This is a genomic window from Streptomyces sp. NPDC001415 (genome assembly GCF_053597395.1).
The window spans coordinates 114,329-131,555 of the sequence record NZ_JBSFIE010000009.1 but is presented as its reverse complement, the minus strand read 5'-3'; the positions used below and the strand labels follow the sequence as shown (position 1 = coordinate 131,555).

16 protein-coding genes and 1 riboswitch are annotated in these 17,227 nt (G+C 71.0%); of the genes, 9 read left to right on the top strand and 7 right to left on the bottom strand.

Annotated features, from left to right (window positions below; translation table 11 throughout):
- Positions 1-82: 82 nt before the first annotated feature.
- From rsgA to ACWC2B_RS14890, 3 genes are read right to left on the bottom strand one after another with little or no spacing between them, the layout of a single operon-like run.
- Positions 83-1,096 (bottom strand): ribosome small subunit-dependent GTPase A, encoded by a 1,014-nt coding sequence (gene rsgA, locus ACWC2B_RS14900; RefSeq protein WP_450716856.1) that lies wholly within the window; start codon positions 1,094-1,096, stop codon positions 83-85.
- Positions 1,097-1,112: 16 nt separating this feature from the next.
- On the bottom strand, positions 1,113-2,438 hold the full coding sequence (aroA, locus tag ACWC2B_RS14895; RefSeq protein WP_450716855.1) for a 3-phosphoshikimate 1-carboxyvinyltransferase: 1,326 nt from the start codon (positions 2,436-2,438) through the stop codon (positions 1,113-1,115).
- 26 nt (positions 2,439-2,464) lie between these two features.
- Entirely contained in the window at positions 2,465-3,166 is a 702-nt protein-coding gene (locus ACWC2B_RS14890) for a M50 family metallopeptidase (protein ID WP_450716854.1), read from the bottom strand.
- A gap of 50 nt (positions 3,167-3,216) precedes the next feature.
- Between ACWC2B_RS14890 and ACWC2B_RS14885 the strand changes: the two genes are divergently transcribed.
- From ACWC2B_RS14885 to def, 8 genes are all read left to right on the top strand, one after another.
- Positions 3,217-4,032, top strand: coding sequence for an SOS response-associated peptidase (locus tag ACWC2B_RS14885; RefSeq protein WP_450716853.1), 816 nt, complete (start codon positions 3,217-3,219; stop codon positions 4,030-4,032).
- Between the two features lie 96 nt (positions 4,033-4,128).
- The gene (locus ACWC2B_RS14880; RefSeq protein WP_450716852.1) at positions 4,129-4,764 is read left to right on the top strand and encodes an alpha/beta hydrolase family protein; all 636 of its coding nucleotides are present in this window, start codon (positions 4,129-4,131) and stop codon (positions 4,762-4,764) included.
- 247 nt (positions 4,765-5,011) lie between these two features.
- Entirely contained in the window at positions 5,012-5,656 is a 645-nt protein-coding gene (locus ACWC2B_RS14875; protein ID WP_167157084.1) for a sigma-70 family RNA polymerase sigma factor, read from the top strand.
- Positions 5,653-5,967, top strand: coding sequence for a mycothiol system anti-sigma-R factor (gene rsrA / locus ACWC2B_RS14870; RefSeq protein ID WP_189962721.1), 315 nt, complete (start codon positions 5,653-5,655; stop codon positions 5,965-5,967). Before ACWC2B_RS14875 ends, rsrA begins: the two co-directional genes overlap by 4 nt.
- A 286-nt stretch (positions 5,968-6,253) precedes the next feature.
- Complete coding sequence (locus ACWC2B_RS14865) at positions 6,254-7,756, top strand: HD-GYP domain-containing protein (RefSeq protein ID WP_450716988.1); 1,503 nt, start codon at positions 6,254-6,256, stop codon at positions 7,754-7,756.
- Between the two features lies 1 nt (position 7,757).
- Positions 7,758-9,014 carry an HD-GYP domain-containing protein gene (locus ACWC2B_RS14860; RefSeq protein WP_450716851.1) on the top strand — a complete coding sequence of 419 codons (1,257 nt, stop codon included), beginning with the start codon at positions 7,758-7,760 and terminating at the stop codon, positions 9,012-9,014.
- Between the two features lie 117 nt (positions 9,015-9,131).
- The gene (locus ACWC2B_RS14855) at positions 9,132-10,112 is read left to right on the top strand and encodes a tetratricopeptide repeat protein (protein WP_450716850.1); all 981 of its coding nucleotides are present in this window, start codon (positions 9,132-9,134) and stop codon (positions 10,110-10,112) included.
- 58 nt (positions 10,113-10,170) lie between these two features.
- Positions 10,171-10,803, top strand: a complete 633-nt coding sequence (def, locus tag ACWC2B_RS14850) for a peptide deformylase (RefSeq protein ID WP_450716849.1) — start codon at positions 10,171-10,173, stop codon at positions 10,801-10,803.
- A gap of 93 nt (positions 10,804-10,896) precedes the next feature.
- On the opposite strand, the gene ACWC2B_RS14845 is transcribed toward def, so the two are convergent.
- Positions 10,897-11,913: a ribonucleotide-diphosphate reductase subunit beta gene (locus tag ACWC2B_RS14845; RefSeq protein WP_450716848.1), complete on the bottom strand. Its 1,017-nt coding sequence runs from the start codon at positions 11,911-11,913 to the stop codon at positions 10,897-10,899.
- A complete protein-coding gene (locus ACWC2B_RS14840) occupies positions 11,913-14,282 on the bottom strand; it encodes a ribonucleoside-diphosphate reductase subunit alpha (RefSeq protein WP_450716847.1) in 2,370 nt (789 codons plus the stop codon). The genes ACWC2B_RS14845 and ACWC2B_RS14840 overlap by 1 nt, the downstream gene beginning before the upstream one ends.
- A 126-nt stretch (positions 14,283-14,408) precedes the next feature.
- Positions 14,409-14,537: riboswitch (cobalamin riboswitch) on the bottom strand.
- A 115-nt stretch (positions 14,538-14,652) separates the two neighbouring features.
- On the opposite strand from ACWC2B_RS14840, the gene ACWC2B_RS14835 reads away from it, so the two are divergent.
- Positions 14,653-15,240, top strand: a complete 588-nt coding sequence (locus tag ACWC2B_RS14835) for a Uma2 family endonuclease (RefSeq protein WP_450716846.1) — start codon at positions 14,653-14,655, stop codon at positions 15,238-15,240.
- 73 nt (positions 15,241-15,313) lie between these two features.
- Here the strand turns inward: ACWC2B_RS14835 and mctP are convergent, their stop codons facing one another.
- Positions 15,314-16,933, bottom strand: a complete 1,620-nt coding sequence (gene mctP / locus ACWC2B_RS14830; protein WP_450716845.1) for a monocarboxylate uptake permease MctP — start codon at positions 16,931-16,933, stop codon at positions 15,314-15,316.
- The gene (locus ACWC2B_RS14825; protein WP_450716844.1) at positions 16,930-17,202 is read right to left on the bottom strand and encodes a DUF3311 domain-containing protein; all 273 of its coding nucleotides are present in this window, start codon (positions 17,200-17,202) and stop codon (positions 16,930-16,932) included. The genes mctP and ACWC2B_RS14825 overlap by 4 nt, the downstream gene beginning before the upstream one ends.
- Positions 17,203-17,227: the final 25 nt, after the last annotated feature.

Below are 17,227 nucleotides of genomic sequence, written 5' to 3'. Positions count from 1 at the left end.
AACGCATCGTCGTCGCTGACTGCATGGTCAACACTTGGTGCGATTATGCAACGGAGGCCATGCGTGCGCCCCTGGAAACAGGTCAGTCGCCCTCGCGTCGCTCCCTCGTCGCGAGCAGTCGGCGCAACGAGTAGAGCCGGGCCGGATCGGCGTGACCGTCCGCGACCCACTGGTCCAGCGCGCACTCCGCCTCGTCGTGGCTGCACGCGCGCGGGCAGTTCTCGGTGCCCGGTACGAGATCCGGGAAGGCCAGAATCACCCTTGACGGGTCGACGTGGTGCAGGCCGAAGGACCGCACGCCCGGGGTGTCGATCACCCAGCCGCCGTCCGCGCTGTCCAGGGGCAGCGCCAGCGCCGAGGTGGTGGTGTGGCGGCCGCGTCCGGTGACCGCGTTCACGTGGCCGGTGATGCGCCGCTTGGCCTCCGGGACCAGCGCGTTGACCAGGGTCGTCTTGCCGACGCCGGAGTGGCCGACGAACGCCGTGACCCGGCCGTGCAGTTGCTCGCGCACCCGGTCCGCCGCGTTGCCCTCGTACAGCTCCTCGCGCGAGGTGACCACGAACGGGACGCCCAACGCGCCGTACATCTCCAGGAGTTGGTCCGCCGGAGCCAGGTCCGACTTCGTCAGGACCAGGAGCGGCTCCAGGCCGCCGTCGTACGCCGCCACCAGGCAGCGGTCGATGAGGCGGGGGCGCGGCTCGGGGTCGGCGAGGGCGGTGACGATGGCGAGCTGGTCGGCGTTGGCGACGACCACGCGCTCGTACGGGTCGTCGTCGTCGGCGGTGCGCCGCAGGACCGAGGTGCGCTTGCCGATCCGTACGATCCGGGCGAGCGTGTCCTTCTTGCCGGTCAGATCGCCGACGATGTCGACCCGGTCGCCCACCACCGCCGCCTTGCGGCCCAGTTCGCGGGCCTTCATGGCGTGGATCGTGCGGTCCCCGACCAGGCAGGTCAGCCGGCCGCGGTCGACGGTGAGGACCATGCCCTCGGCGGCGTCCTCGTGCTTGGGGCGGATGCTGGTGCGGGGGCGGTTGCCCTTGGGGTTGGGGCGGACGCGGATGTCGTCCTCGTCCGGGTTCTTGCCGTAGCGGCGCATGATCGTCAGGCCCCGCTCAGCTTCCGGACCCTGCCAGCATCGAACTCCACATGTCAGGGAAGTCGGGCAGCGTCTTGGCCGTCGTCGCCACGTTCTCGATCTGCACGCCGTCGACGGCGAGGCCGATGATCGCGCCGGCGGTGGCCATCCGGTGGTCGTCGTAGGTGTGGAAGACGCCGCCGTGCAGCGGGCGCGGGCGGATGTGCAGGCCGTCCGCGGTCTCCGTCACGTCGCCGCCGAGCTCGTTGATCTCCTTGGTGAGCGCGGCCAGGCGGTCCGTCTCGTGGAGCCGCAGGTGTGCGACGCCGCGCAGCGTGGAGGGGGAGTCGGCGAGCGCGGCGACGGCCGCGATGCCGGGGGTCAGCTCGCCGACCTCGCTCAGGTCAACGTCGATGCCGTGGATGCGGCCGGAGCCCTTGAACACCAGCCCGTGGTCGGCCAGTTGGCAGGTGCCGCCCATCTCCGTGAAGATCTGGCGCAGTTGGTCGCCGGGCTGGGTGGTGCGGACCGGCCAGTCGGGGATGACGACCGTGCCGCCCGTGATGAGGGCCGCGGCCAGGAACGGCTGGGCGTTCGACAGGTCCGGCTCGACGGTCAGGTCGCGGCCGAGCAGCGCCGAGTGAGAGACCCGCCACACGTTGGGCTCGCCGCCCGTCTCCGGCTCGTCGACCTGGGCGCCCACGCAGCGCAGCATGTCGACCGTCATCCGGATGTGCGGCATGGACGGCAGCGTGGAGCCCACGTGCCGCACCTCGACGCCCTGGTTGAAGCGGGGCGCGGAAAGCAGCAGGGCCGAGACGAACTGGGAGCTGGACGAGGCGTCGATCTCCACCCGGCCGCCTTCGAGGGCGCCCACACCGTGCACGGTCATCGGGAGCGCGCCGCGGTTGTCGTCGTCGATCCGGGCGCCCAGTGCGCGCAGACCGTTGATCACGCCGCCGAGCGGGCGCTCGTAGGAACGCGGGTCGCCGTCGAAGCGGACCGGCCCGTCGGCGAGCGCCGCGACCGGGGGCAGGAAGCGCATGACCGTACCGGCGTTGCCGACGTCGACCGTGGCCGGGCCGTGCAGACCGGCCGGGATCACGCGCCAGGCCTCGCCCGATCCGTCGGGACCCACGCCCTCCTCGATGCCGACACCCAGGGTGCGCAGGGCCTCCGCCATCAGCAGGGTGTCGCGCGAGCGCAGGGGGCGGCGCAGCCAGCCGGGCTCGGCGGCGAGCGCCGCCAGGACGAGTCCGCGATTGGTGACCGATTTCGATCCGGGCACGGTGACCGTCGCGTCGACGGCCCCGCTCGCGAGGGGGGCGGGCCAGAGGGCGGGGTGCACGGGCGTTTCGGTCATGGTCCTCACTTTAGTGGGGCCGTCACCTAGAGGCCGAGCAGCCAGCGGCCACCGCCGATCAGCGAGCAGACAGAAACGGCGTGGAAGAGGAAGAGCCAGAGCGCCGGTGGTACGTGGGTGAGCCGCGCGAGCTGGTCGGCGTCCGAGTCGCCGTCGTTGTGGCGGCGGCGCTTGCTCTGCAGCTCGAACGCCGGGCGCACGCCGCCGAGCAGCAGGAACCACACGGCCGTGTACGCGAACGCGGACTGGACGTCCGGGCTGGTCAGCCAGGAGATGAGCAGGAAGGCGGCGCCGGTCACCACGACCGTGAGGACGCCGTACGCGTTGCGGATCATCACCAGCATGGCGAGGAGCAGCGCCGTCGCCAGCCACAGCAGCAGCGTGATGTGGTGGGCGGCGAGCAGCGCGGCCCCGCCGAGGCCGAGCAGCGGGGGCGCGGTGTATCCGGCGGCGGCCGTGAGGATCATGCCGGGGCCGTGCGGCTTGCCCCGGCTCACGGTCAGGCCGCTGGTGTCGGAGTGCAGCCGGATGCCGTCGAGGCGGCGGCCGGTGAGCAGCGCCACCAGGCCGTGGCCGCCCTCGTGGGCGATGGTGATGGCGTTGCGCGAGAGGCGCCAGAGGCTGTGCGGGACGACGACGGCGAGCGCGGCTATGCCCGTCGCGACGACCAGCCACTGGGCTGGCGTGCTCTGGGTGCCGAAGAGCTGGAAGTCTTCAAGCGCGGACATTTCTGGGACGGCTCCTCATGGGGTACGGGCGCCGTGGCAGTGTGGCACCTATGTGCGGTAGGTATGCAGCGAGTCGCAGGCCCGAGGATCTCGCAGGAATCTTTGAAATAGAGAAGTGGGACCCGGCGGAGAGCCTGGAGCCCGACTGGAACGTCGCGCCGACCAAAGAGGTCTACGTCGTCCTGGAGCGCCCCCTTAAAGACGCCGACTCTCCCCGTCCGGTTCGGCAGCTGCGCAAGCTGAAGTGGGGACTCGTCCCCTCCTGGGCGAAATCGCCCGAGGGCGCGGCCCGGATGATCAACGCGCGGGCGGAGACCATCCACGAGAAGCCCTCCTTCAAGAAGGCCTTCGCCTCACGGCGCTGCATCATCCCGGCGGACGGCTACTACGAGTGGGTCACCGGCGCCGGGGAGCGCGAGCTGGAGGTCGAGGGCAAGAAGAAGCGGCCGCGCAAGCAGCCGTACTTCGTGACCCCGGCGGACGGCTCCGTCTTCGCGATGGCCGGCCTGTACGAGTTCTGGCGCGACCGCACGCTGCCCGACGACCACCCCTCGGCCTGGTGGGTGACCTGCTCGGTGGTCACCACCGAGGCGGAGACGGGGCCGCTGGGCGTTGCCCCGGCGGAGGGGCCCGGCTCGTTGGCGGAGATCCATCCGCGGATGCCGCTGATGCTGATGCCGGACCGGTGGGGCGCCTGGCTCGACCCGTCCCACACGGACACCGAGTCGCTGCGCGACCTGCTCGCGCCGCCGCCGGGCGGGCTGATGCGGGCCTATCCCGTCTCGACGGCGGTGAGCAACGTACGCAACAACGGGCCGGAGCTCCTGACGGAGCTGGAGGGGCCCGAGGAGGGCACGCTGTTCTGACCTCGCCCGGGGTGGGCTCGGCGTTCCGACCGTGCCCCGTGTGACCTCGCCCATGTCGTACGCCGTCCCCGCCCGGCCCGGCGGCAGGATGGCCCCGTGAGTACCAGCGAGATCATCCAGACCGGCGCCGGTGAGGCGCGCATCACCTGGCATACCGCCGAGAAGGCCCGCCTCGTGCTGGCCGTCAGCCACGGGGCGGGCGGTGGGATCGAGGCCCGTGACCTCCAGGCGCTGGCCGGGGCCCTGCCGCCGCTCGGGGTGAGCGTGGCCCTGGTGGAGCAGCCCTGGCGGGTGGCGGGCAAGAAGGTGGCCCCGGCGCCGAAGACACTGGACACGGGATGGCGCGACCTGTGGCCGGCCGTGGCGAAGCAGGGGCTGCCGGTCGTCGCGGGCGGCCGCAGCGCCGGGGCCCGGGTCGCCTGCCGCACGGCGGCGGAGCTCGGCGCGGCCGGAGCCCTCGCGCTGAGCTTCCCGCTGCACCCGCCGGGCAAGCCGGAGAAGTCGAGGGCGCCGGAGCTGCTCGGTGCGGGCGTGCCCACCCTCGTGGTGCAGGGCGGGAACGACCCCTTCGGGAAGCCCGCCGAGTTCCCCGAAGGGGCGTACGAGCTGGTGGAAGTGCCGTTCGGCGACCACGGGTTCGCGGTGCCCAAGCGGGCCTCCCTCACCCAGCGGGAGGCACTCGACGTGATCGCCGCGGCAGTGGGTGAGTGGCTCGGCGCGCTGGCGGTCTGACGCCGGGAATGCGGAATGCGGGCCCACTGTTATGGCCGACGTAAGGGATACGCAGACCAGCTGTGGAGAGGGAGTCCGTCGCATGGGTTCGACCATCTGCCCGAGCCGCAAGGCCGCCTCTGACCTGGAGTGGACGGTGCTTTCCGCGGCCAGGACCGCTCCTATTCGAGCGGCGGGCGGAGCGGATCGTCGTCTATCCTCCGATTCGAGTGGGTCCGCATTCGGGCTCAGCACACCGTTCGAGGAGGTGGGTCCGGTCACAGGGACCGACGACGGCCACGTGGAAGAAACCACCGCCGAGCGCAACGCGCGCTTCGAGCGGGATGCCCTCGGCTACCTCGACCAGATGTACTCGGCCGCTCTGCGCATGACGCGCAATCCGGCCGATGCGGAAGACCTGGTCCAGGAGACGTACGCCAAGGCGTACGGGTCCTTCCACCAGTTCCGCGAGGGCACCAACCTGAAGGCTTGGCTCTACCGGATTCTCACCAACACCTTCATCAACTCCTACCGGAAGAAGCAGCGCGAACCCCAGCGCAGCGCCGCCGAGGAGATCGAGGACTGGCAGCTCGCGCGCGCCGAGTCGCACATGTCGACGGGGCTTCGCTCCGCCGAGTCGCAGGCGCTCGACCACCTGCCCGATTCGGACGTGAAGGCAGCCCTGCAGGCCATTCCGGAAGAGTTCCGCATCGCCGTGTATCTCGCGGACGTAGAGGGCTTTGCGTACAAGGAGATCGCGGACATCATGGGTACACCCATCGGTACAGTGATGTCCCGGCTGCACCGGGGCCGCCGCCAACTGCGCGGAATGCTGGAGGACTACGCCCGTGACCGCGGACTCGTCCCGGCCGGCGCCGGCGAGTCGGACGAAGCGAAAGGCTCGGGCTCATGAGCTGCGGAGAGCCGCACGAGACGGACTGCTCTGAGGTCCTGGACCATCTCTACGAGTTCCTCGACCACGAGATGCCCCCCACGGACTGCAACAAGTTCGAGGTGCACTTCGAGGAGTGCTCGCCGTGCCTGGAGAAGTACGGCCTTGAGCAGGCCGTCAAGAAGCTGGTGAAGCGCTGCTGCGGCTCGGACGACGTGCCGAGCGACCTGCGCTCCAAGGTGATGGGCCGCATCGACCTCATCCGCTCCGGCCAGGCGGTGCCCGAACAGGACGTCGTCACCGGGGAGATGCCGACGCTCCGGCCCGAGTGATCTCCGAGTGATCCGGTGCTGCGCCAAGGATGATCTGGAACAGTGAACTGCCGCTCGCGGCAGGGCAGTTGAGAGCGGCCACGACGCCATGTCGTGGCCGCTCTCCTGTGTTCCCGGCCCCGGGGGCGCCCGGCGTCACCCGAAGGTGCTAATCCGGGTGGCTCGAAACGCCCTATTCCGACCATGCACCTGACCGCCGCCGCGCACGGGCCTATTCTCGCGAAGCTGTACGCAACGGGCTGCCCGGGCGGATGGGGAGGTGGGGGCCATGGCGGAGCCGCGAGGGCTGCGGGACATTCCGACGGGGGCGCGCATCGCCGTCGTGGGCGCCGTCGTGGGCGCGGGGGCCTGCGCGCTGCCCGTCCTGCGCCAGGGCGTGCCCTGGGCCGCCGTGGCGCTCCTCGCGGGCCTGTACGCGCTGTGTGAATGGCCTCCGCGCTGCCCGGTGCTTGCCGGGAAGGTGAGTGTGCCGATCGCCCCGGGCTCCTTCTTCCCGGTGCTGCTCGCCGCCGCCTTCCTGCTCCCGCCGGCCGCCGCGGCCCTCGTCGCGGTGCCGGGCGCGCTCATCGCGTACGTCGAGGAAGAGCCGCGCCGGGTGCGCCGCGTCTGGCGGGCCGCCCAGCTCGCCATCGCGGCGTCGGCGGCGGCCGGCGCCCATGTGCTGCTCGGCGGGCGCGAGGCGCTGGGCGGGCGCGGCGCCGCCACGGCCCCCGACTTTCCCTACGCCCTGCTGCCGGCCGGGGCCGCGGCGCTGGTCTTCTGCCTGGTCCTCACCGCGCTCGACGGCCTCATCCTGGCCACCGCCGAACGGCGCCCGCCCCGCACCGCCTGGCGCGGGCTCCTGCTGCGCTCGCTCGCCCCGCACTGCGTGCACGGGCTCGCGGGGCTGATGATGGCCGTGCTGTGGCGCAGCGGGTTCGGGCCGCCCGCCGCGCTGTTCGTGCTGCTTCCCATGTACATCTCATGCTGGGTCTTCGCCCAGTACCACCGCGAGCGCGCCGCCCACCGGGCCACCATCCGCGCCCTCGTCCAGGCCGTCGACATCAAGGACAGGTACACCCGCGGCCACAGCGAGCGGGTCGGCCGCGCCTCGGAGATGATCGCGCGCGAACTCGGCATGGAGGAAGGGCGGTTGGAGGTCATCCGGTTCGCCGGGATCCTGCACGACGTCGGCAAACTGGGGGTGCCCACCCGGGTGCTCCGCAAGGACGGGCCGCTCACCCCCGAGGAGCGGGCGGTGATCGAGCTGCACCCCGAGTACGGCCACGAGATGGTGCGCGGCATCGGCTTCCTCGGCGAGGCCCGCGCCGCGATCCTGCACCACCACGAGCGGCTCGACGGCAGCGGCTATCCCTACGGGCTCGCCGGCGGCCAGATCCCCGAGGCGGCCCGGGTCGTCGCGGTGGCCGACGCGTTCGACGCGATGACGTCCACACGCTCCTACCGCCGGGCGAGACCCGTCGCGGCGGCCGTCACCGAGCTGCAGCGGTGCGCGGGCGCGCAGTTCGACCCGCGGATGGTCGGGGGCCTGGTGCGGGCGCTGTCCCGGTACGGGTGGCACGTCGAGGTCACCGCGGACGAGCCGGGCCCGGCGGCACGCGGAAACCTGCCTCCGCCCGGGCCGGTGAAGGCTCCCGCCGTCCCGGCGGGGCCCGTCGCGGATCTGCTCCCCACCCCGCCCGCGAACGGCCGGTTCTCGCCCCTGGCGGACGTCGCGGAACCCGGGCCGCGCCCCCGCCCCGAACCGGGGCTCCCCGGCCCCCGCCCCTCGAACGCCCAAGGCGCCTGACGTGGCCGCCCGGCCCGCGGCCCCCGTGCTCGCCGTCTATGCCCTCGCCGGGCTGCTCACCGTCTGGGCGCTCGGGGCGACCCTGCGCGACGGGCTCGTCGAGCCCGGCACCGCCGCCGCGTTCGGCGCGCTCATCACCGTGGGGGAGCTGGCCCGCTGGGGGGCCAGGGACGGGGAGCGGGAGCCCGCCCCGCTGGCCTCGGCCGGCGCGCTGGCCTACGCGCTGCTCGGGCAGAACGCCGGGCTCGCCACCCGGCACGGGGTGCTCCAGGTGATCGCCGTGGTGGTGGCCGCGGCGCTGCTCGGCTCCGTACCGCACGTGGCCGTCGGGCGCGGGCCGAGCCTGGACCAGGCGGCCCGACGGGTGCTCACCGTCGCCTTCACCGCCGTCTGTTTTCAGCCGCTCTACAACTCCGGGCACCTCGACGCCTGGTTCGGGCACGGACCGTACTTCGCGTTCGTTCTCCTTCTGCTGCTCGTGCTGACCGCGCTGTGCGACGCGGTGGTCGCCGCCCTGCTGCTGCACGCCCGCACCCGGTACCCCTTCGGGCCACTCCTGCGGGACGAGCTGCGGGGGCTCATCGGCATCGGGTCCGCCGTGTGCGCCACCGGCACCGTGATCGCGCTGGCGGTCGCCGTCGCCGGGCTGTGGGCGCTGCCCGTGTTCTGCGTGCCGCTGCTCCTCACCCAGCTGGCCTTCCGGCGGTACGCGGCCGTGCGCACCACGTACCGCCAGACCATCGCCTCGCTGGCCCGCGCCACCGAGATCGCCGGATACACCCAGCCGGGCCACGCCCGCCGGGTCGCCGAGCTCAGCCGGGCCGTCGGGCGCGAGCTGGGGCTCTGCGAGAGCGAGCTGACCGTCCTGGAGTACGCGGCGCTCATGCACGACATCGGGCAGTTGTCCCTGCTCGACCCGGTACCCGCCGGGGCCACCGCCCGGCTGCCCGCCGCCGACCAGCGCCGCATCGCGCTGCTCGGCGGCGCGGTGGTGCGCCAGACCGGGGTGCCCGCGGAGGTGGCGGTCGTCGTCGAGCGCCAGGCCGACCCGTACCGGGAGCAGCCGCTGCCCGCCAGGATCGTCCGCGCGGTCAACGCCTACGACGACCTCTCGGAGGGCTCCTCGGGCCCCGGAGGGCCGCTGAACGCACTCGAACAGCTGCGTCTGGGCACCGGCCGTGACTACCATCCGCAGGTTGTCGAATCCCTGGCACGCGTGCTGGCCCGAGGCTGTCTGACCCGGGTGCCGCCTGGGTAACCCAGGAGTAATGAGCGGCCTTCCGGCTGGGCATGGTTGGATGCGAAAAGAACCCAGAAAACTGGGAGACCGTAAGACCGACCCGGTAGTCGGGGCCGGTCTGGGCAGGCGGGAATCGTGAGGATCTTCGGCAAGGGACGGCACCGGCCCTCCGCCTCGTGGCGGCAGGCCACAGACCGTGCGTTCACGCTGATCGGCGACGGCAGGTACGAGGACGCCGGGGCGCTTCTGACGCGCGCCGCCGATCTGGAGCCCTGGCTGTCCGAGTCCTGGTTCAACCTGGCGCTCCTGCACAAGTTCCGGCACGACTGGGAGCAGGCGCGGGCCGCCGGGCTTCGCGCGGTCGCCCTCCTCGACAAGGAGGCCGGCGCCCCCGACTGGTGGAACGTCGGCATCGCGGCCACCGCGCTGCAGGACTGGCCGCTCGCCCGCCGGGCCTGGCAGGCGTACGGCCTGAAGGTGCCGGGCGAGGCCACCGGCAGCGGCGAGCCCGTCGGCATGGAGCTGGGCAGCGCGGCCGTCCGCCTCTCGCCCGAGGGCGAGGCCGAGGTGGTGTGGGGCCGCAGGCTCGACCCGGCCCGCATGGAGGTCCTGTCCATCCCGCTGCCGTCCTCGGGACGGCGCTGGGGCGAGGTCGTGCTGCACGACGGCGTCCCGCACGGCGAACGCACCACCGCCGCGGGCCCGTCCTTCCCGGTCTTCGACGAGATCGAGCTGTGGGCGCCCTCGCCCGTACCGACCTGGGTCGTCCTGCTTGAGGCGGCCACCGAGGCCGACCGGGACGCGCTGGAACGTCTCGCCGCCGACGCGGGCTTCGCCGCCGAGGACTGGTCCTCGTCCGTACGCCTGCTGTGCCGGGCCTGCTCCGAGTCCGAGATGCCCAGCGACGAGGGCGACGGCGAGCACCTCGACCCGCACGACCACAGCGAGCCCGGCCACCCCGGCCCGCTCGGCCACCGCACCTCCGGCGACCTGTGGGTGCCGGAGCGCGAATGCGGCATCGCGGCCCCCGCCGGCCTGGTCCGGGGCCTCCTCGACGGCTGGGTGGCGGACAACCCCGACAGCCGGGAGTGGCGGGATCTAGAAGAAGTCTGCTGAGCCACGCCTTAGTCTGTACGGGATCGGAATCGGGTTTTCAGGAAGGCTTACGGCGGACATGGCGCAGCAGGAGACGGACCAGCAGGTCGAGAACGACGGGTTCGTCGTGGACACGGAGGACTGCGAGGCGCGCGAGCTGGCCCACCGCGAGCGCGGCACCGCCCGCCCGATCACGGTCGTCGGCAACCCGGTGCTCCACAAGGAGTGCAAGGACGTCACCGAGTTCGACGCCGAGCTGGCCCAGCTCATCGACGACATGTTCGCCAGCCAGAAGGCGGCCGAGGGCGTCGGCCTGGCCGCGAACCAGATCGGTGTGGACCTCAAAGTCTTCGTCTACGACTGCATGGACGACGAGGGCGTGAGGCACGTCGGCGTCGTCTGCAACCCGGTCCTCGAAGAGCTGCCGTCCGAGCTGCGCGTCCTGGACGAGTCCAACGAGGGCTGCCTGTCCGTGCCGACCGCGTACGCCGAACTCGCCCGCCCCGACTACGCGGTGGTCACCGGCCAGGACGCCGAGGGCAACCCCGTCAAGGTGCGCGGCACCGGCTACTTCGCGCGCTGCCTCCAGCACGAGACGGACCACCTGTACGGGTACCTGTACATCGACCGCCTCTCCAAGCGCGACCGCAAGGACGCGCTGAAGCAGATGGCGGAAGGCACGGCCCGCTACGAGACGGTGCCGAACAACTGACGTACGCCGTAAGGCAGTTGGCGTAGAGCCGTAAGGCGTGAGGCCCCGCTCCCCCCGTGGCAGCGGGGCCTCACGCCTTACGTATATCGGGGGCTAGAACTCCTCGTCGAAGCCCACCGAGCCCTCGACCGCCACCTGGTAGGCGGACGGGCGGCGCTCGAAGAAGTTCGTCAGTTCCTGGACGCCTTGGAGCTCCATGAACGAGAACGGGTTCGACGAGCCGTACACCGCCGGGAAGCCGAGCCGGGTCAGGCGCTGGTCGGCGACGCACTCCAGGTACTCGCGCATCGACTCGGTGTTCATGCCGGGCAGCCCGTCACCGCACAGGTCGCGGCCGAACTGGAGCTCCGCCTCGACCGCTTCCTTGATCATGTCGGTGACCTGCTCCTGAAGCAGATCGTCGAAGAGGTCCGGCTCCTCCTTGCGGACGGTGTCCACGACCTCGAAGGCGAAGTTCATGTGCATCGTCTCGTCGCGGAACACCCAGTTGGTGCCGGTCGCGAGGCCGTGCAGCAGACCCCGGCTGCGGAACCAGTAGACGTACGCGAAGGCGCCGTAGAAGAACAGGCCCTCGATGCACGCCGCGAAGCAGATCAGGTTGAGCAGGAAACGGCGGCGGTCGGCCTTGGTCTCCAGGCGCTCGATCTTCTCGACCGAGTCCATCCACTTGAAGCAGAACTGCGCCTTCTCGCGGATCGAGGGGATCTCCTCGACCGCGTCGAACGCGGCCGCGCGGTCCTCCGGGTCGGGGAGGTAGGTGTCGAGCAGCGTCAGATAGAACTGGACGTGCACGGCCTCCTCGAAGAGCTGACGGCTCAAGTACAGCCGCGCCTCGGGGGAGTTGATGTGCTTGTAGAGGGTGAGGACGAGGTTGTTCGAGACGATCGAGTCCCCGGTGGCGAAGAAGGCCACCAGGCGGCCGATCATGTGCTGCTCGCCCGGCGTCAGCTTCGCGAGGTCGGCGACGTCGGAGTGGAGGTCGACCTCCTCGACGGTCCAGGTGTTCTTGATCGCGTCCCGGTAGCGCTCGTAGAAGTCCGGGTAGCGCATGGGACGCAGGGTCAGCTCGAAGCCCGGGTCGAGAAGGTTCTTGTGTTCGGTGGAGCTCATTACTGGCAGGCCTCGCAGGACTCGGGGTTTTCGAGAGAGCAGGCGACGGCGTCTTCCGGCGTCACCTGGGCCGGCACGGGGGCCGTGGCCTGGGCCGCGCGGGCGATGCGGGTCGCCGGGCGCGAGCGCAGGTAGTACGTCGTCTTCAGACCCTGCTTCCAGGCGTACGCGTACATCGACGACAGCTTGCCGATGGTGGGCGTCTCCAGGAACAGGTTCAGGGACTGCGACTGGTCGAGGAAGGGGGTGCGGGCGGCGGCCATGTCGATGAGGCCGCGCTGCGGGATCTCCCACGCCGTGCGGTACAGCGCGCGCACGTCGGCCGGGATCCAGCCGAAGTCCTGCACCGAGCCGCTGGCCTCGCGCAGCGCCTCGCGGGACTGGGCGTCCCACACGCCGAGCCGCTTGAGCTCCTCCACCAAGTAGCCGTTCACCTGGAGGAATTCACCGCTCAGCGTCTCGCGCTTGAAGAGGTTGGAGACCTGCGGCTCGATGCACTCGTACACGCCCGCGATGGACGCGATGGTCGCGGTCGGGGCGATGGCGAGGAGCAGCGAGTTGCGCATGCCGACCTTGGCGATACGTTCCCGCAGGGCCGCCCAGCGCTCCGGCCAGGTCAGCTCGACGTTGTAGTGGTCGGGGTGCAGCACGCCGCGCGCGGTGCGGGTCTTGTCCCAGGCGGGCAGCGGCCCGTTGCGTTCGGCGAGGTCGGTGGAGGCCTCGTACGCGGTCAGCATGATCCGCTCGGAGAGCCGGGTCGAGAGGGCCTTCGCCTCGGGGGAGTCGAAGGGCAGGCGCAGCTTGAAGAAGACGTCCTGGAGGCCCATCGCGCCCAGGCCCACCGGGCGCCACTTGGCGTTGGAGCGGCCGGCCTGCTCGGTCGGGTAGAAGTTGATGTCGACGACCCGGTCGAGGAAGGTCACGGCGGTGCGGACGGTCTCGTCCAGGCGCTCCCAGTCGATGCCGTCGCCCACCACGAACGCGCCGAGGTTGACCGAGCCGAGGTTGCAGACGGCCGTCTCGCCGTCGTCCGTCACCTCCAGGATCTCGGTGCACAGGTTGGACGAGTGGACCGTGTGCCCGGGCTCGGCCGTCTGGTTCGCGGTGCGGTTGGAGGCGTCCTTGAACGTCATCCAGCCGTTGCCGGTCTGCGCGAGGGTGCGCATCATTCGGCCGTACAGGTCCCGGGCCGGCATGGTCTTCTGGGCGAGGCCGGCGGCCTCGGCCTTGCGGTAGGCGGCGTCGAACTCCTCGCCCCACAGGTCGACGAGCTCGGGCACGTCGGCCGGCGAGAACAGCGACCACTGGCCGTCGGCGTCGACCCGGCGCATGAACTCGTCGGGGATCCAGTGCGCGAGGTTCAGGTTGTGCGTACGGCGCTGGTCCTCACCGGTGTTGTCGCGCAGCTCCAGGAACTCCTCGATGTCGGAGTGCCAGGTCTCCAGGTACACCGCGGCGGCGCCCTTGCGCCGGCCGCCCTGGTTGACCGCGGCCACCGACGCGTCGAGCGTCTTCAGGAACGGGACGATGCCGTTGGAGTGGCCGTTGGTGCCCCGGATCAGCGAACCGCGGCCGCGGATGCGGGAGTACGAGAGGCCGATGCCGCCCGCGTGCTTCGAGAGCCGGGCGACCTGGTGGTAGCGGTCGTAGATCGAGTCGAGCTCGTCCAGCGGCGAGTCGAGCAGGTAGCAGGACGACATCTGGGGGTGCCGGGTGCCGGAGTTGAAGAGCGTGGGGGAGGACGGCAGGTAGTCCAGGCGGCTCATCAGGCCGTACAGGGACGCCACTTCGTCCAGGGCGCGCACCGACTCGTCCTCGGCGAGGCCGGACGCCACGCGCAGCATGAAGTGCTGGGGGGTCTCGACGACCTTGCGGGTGATCGGGTGGCGCAGCAGGTAGCGGGAGTAGAGGGTGCGCAGGCCGAAGTAGCCGAAGCGGTCGTCGGCGCCGTCGGCGAGGGCGGCGTCCACCAGGGCGTCGAGGCGGGCCGCGTGGGCGCGGACGAAGTCGGCGGTGCGGTCGGCGATCAGGCCCTCGCGGTGGCCGACGGCGACCGAGGCGGAGAACGACACCGCGCCCTGGGTCGCGGCCTCTTCGGCGATGGTGATCGTCAGGAGCCGGGCGGCGAGGCGGGAGTACGCCGGGTCCTCGGAGATGAGCCCCGCGGCCGCCTCGGTGGCCAGCTCGCGCAGCTCGGCCTCGTCGGAACGGGCGTTGCGGCCCCGCAGCGCGGCGGCGGCGACCCGGCCGGGGTCGGTGTCCGCGAGGTCGGCGGTGAGGTCCGTCAGGGTCCGCAGCAGCGCGGTCCCCGGGGCATCCGCCAACTCTTCGGTGATCGCTGAAGCGGGATCCGCAGGGGCGATGGTCACGTGGGGGCACTCCCTCGCTCGGCACGGGGCCCTTCGGAGGAGGCGTCGGCGCGCGTCGGGGCAGCCCTGAGCGCGTCGTCCACCGGCCCAACCGCGAGGCCCGGACGTCTGGCGTCCGGTTCGGTCGACCCGGACGCGCCATCGGCAGGTCATCGGACTCTGCCCGTACAAAGGGGTACGGGTCATACCGTTGCGGGACAGTTCCGGATTCGAACCGGATTCCCCTGCGGCGACAGCGAGGACGAGCATACATGTGGGGGACTCCGGATGCGGCAGCCCCCACATGTTGTGTCGGCCGCGATGTGGCGCCCCTGTGACGTACCTCTCCGCTATCGTCGGAGACAGCACCGTCGAGGAAGGTGAGCGAGGCATGACCGTGATGGCCGACCGCCCCCACATGCTGCCCGACGAATTCGAGGCTCTGGCGCGCATAGCAGCCCGCGAGAGGGAGGGAACGCGGCTCGAATTCATCAACGGGGTCATCAGGAGCAAGGCCATGCCCGACGGCGATCACAACCGGATCATTCAGTGGCTGCTCAAGGTCTGCATGCAGGCTCGGCCTGACGACCTCTTCCTGCACCCGGGACAGGGGATCAAGGCGGAGGAATACCGGACGGGGCGCGCCATCCCCGATGCGGTGCTGGCTCATCCGGATGCCTTCGTCGGGCAGGGCGATTGGGTCGACCCGGACCCCATTCTCATGGTGGTCGAGGTGACCTCGTGGGACTCGGACACTCACCGGCGGGACCACGTCGAGAAGCCTCAGGCCTATGCGGAGACGGGCATTCCCGTATACCTGCTGATCGACCGGGCCAAGTGCGAGATCTCCGTCTACAGCGAGCCCGAAGGCCGCCGGTACGCGAACGTGCGCACGCTGCCCTTCGGCAGGGACATCGAGTTGCCCGATCCGGTGGACATCACCCTCCAGACAGAGGTGCTCAAGGACTGGGTGCGCTGACCCCCGTACGCAGAAGGGCCGCCGCACCCTCCCCGGATGCGGCGGCCCTTCTGCGTACGCGTACGACCAGAACTCAGTGGGCCGAACCCGCCGTCGCCGGCGGGAGTTCCGTGGCCACGCCCGGGTCGCCGGCGTCCGCCGTGTAGTCCTCGGGCGAGGTCTCGTCGATGCCGTCGGGGGCCTTCGCCGCGCGCAGGATCACCGTCAGGACCACCGTCACCACCACGTTCAGGACGAACGCGGTGAGGCCGATGTAGCCGATCTCGCCGATGCCCGGGATCTCCTTCGAGGAGCCGCCGAAGTGCTTCTGCGTGGGCGAGGCCACCCCGTACGCGGCGAGCGTGCCGTACGCCATGCCGACCGCCCAGCCCGCGAGCAGCGCCCAGCGGTGGAACCAGCGGGTGAACAGGCCGCCTACCAGGGCCGGGAACGTCTGCAGGATCCAGATGCCGCCCAGGAGCTGGAAGTTGATGGCGACCGTCTTGTCCATGGTGAGGACGAAGACCAGCGCGCCGATCTTCACCACCAGCGAGACCAGCTTGGAGACCTTGGCCTCCTGCGCGGGCGACGCGTCCGGCTTGATGAAGTCCTTGTAGATGTTCCTCGTGAACAGGTTTGCCGCCGCGATCGACATGATCGCCGCCGGGACCAGCGCGCCGATGCCGATCGCCGCGAAGGCGACGCCCGCGAACCAGTCCGGGAACATGTCCTCGAAGAGCTGCGGGATCGCCAGCTGGCCGTTGCTGACCTTGACGCCGGCCGCGATCGCCATGAAGCCGAGCAGCGCGAGCAGGCCCAGCATCAGCGAGTACAGCGGCAGGATCGTGGTGTTGCGCCGGATCACGTTGCGGCTGCGCGAGGACAGCGTCGCGGTGATCGAGTGCGGGTACATGAACAGCGCGAGCGCCGAGCCGAGCGCGAGGGTGGCGTACGTCCACTGGCTCTTCTCGCCGGGCGCGATCGCCCCGGTGGGCTTGCCGCCGGGCGGGCCCGCGAACTTGTGCTGCGCCGCGCTGAAGATGGCGTCGAAGCCGCCCAGCTTGATCGGGATGTAGATGACCGCCACCGCGATGACCAGGTAGATCAGGCCGTCCTTCACGAACGCGATCAGCGCGGGGGCCCGCAGTCCCGAGGAGTACGTGTACGCCGCGAGCACCGCGAACGCGATGAGCAGCGGCAGGTCCTTCACGAACCAGTTGTCGGACTCGCCGCCCACGCCCATGACGTCCAACACGGCCTGGATGCCGACCAGTTGGAGCGCGATGTAGGGCATCGTCGCGAGGATGCCGGTGATCGCGACCGCGAGGGAGAGGCCCTTGGAGCCGAACCGGCCCCGCACGAAGTCCGAGGTGGTGACGTAGCCGTGCTTGTGCGAGACCGACCACAGGCGCGGCAGGAAGGTGAAGATCAGCGGGTAGACGAGGATCGTGTACGGGACGGCGAAGAAGCCCGCCGCGCCCGCCGCGTAGATCGCCGCCGGGACCGCCACGAACGTATAAGCCGTGTAGAGGTCGCCGCCGAGCAGGAACCAGGTGACCCAGGTGCCGAACGACCGCCCGCCCAGGCCCCATTCGTCCAGGCTCGCCTCGTTCTCGGCCTTGCGCCAGCGCGCGGCCATGAAGCCGATGACCGTGACGGCCACGAAGAAGAAGATGAAGACGCCGAGCGCGACGCCGTTCACGCCGTCCTTCACTTGGACACACCCCCCTTGTTGTTGTCGGAGGTGGCGCGGGAGCGCTGGTCGTGCTGCCACAGCTTGTACGCGATCATCGTGAGCGCGGTCGAGATCAGCACCCAGAGCATCTGGTACCAGTAGAAGAACGGGATGCCGCCGAGCGCCGGGTCCGTCTTGGCGTACGAGCTCACCCACAGCATCGCCACGAAGGGCGCGATCAGGCAGAGCGCGATGACCACGCGCAAGGGCGTGATCACCGGTCTCTTCACTTCTGTCGAATCCGGCATTGGGTGGCTCCGTCCCCTCACGATC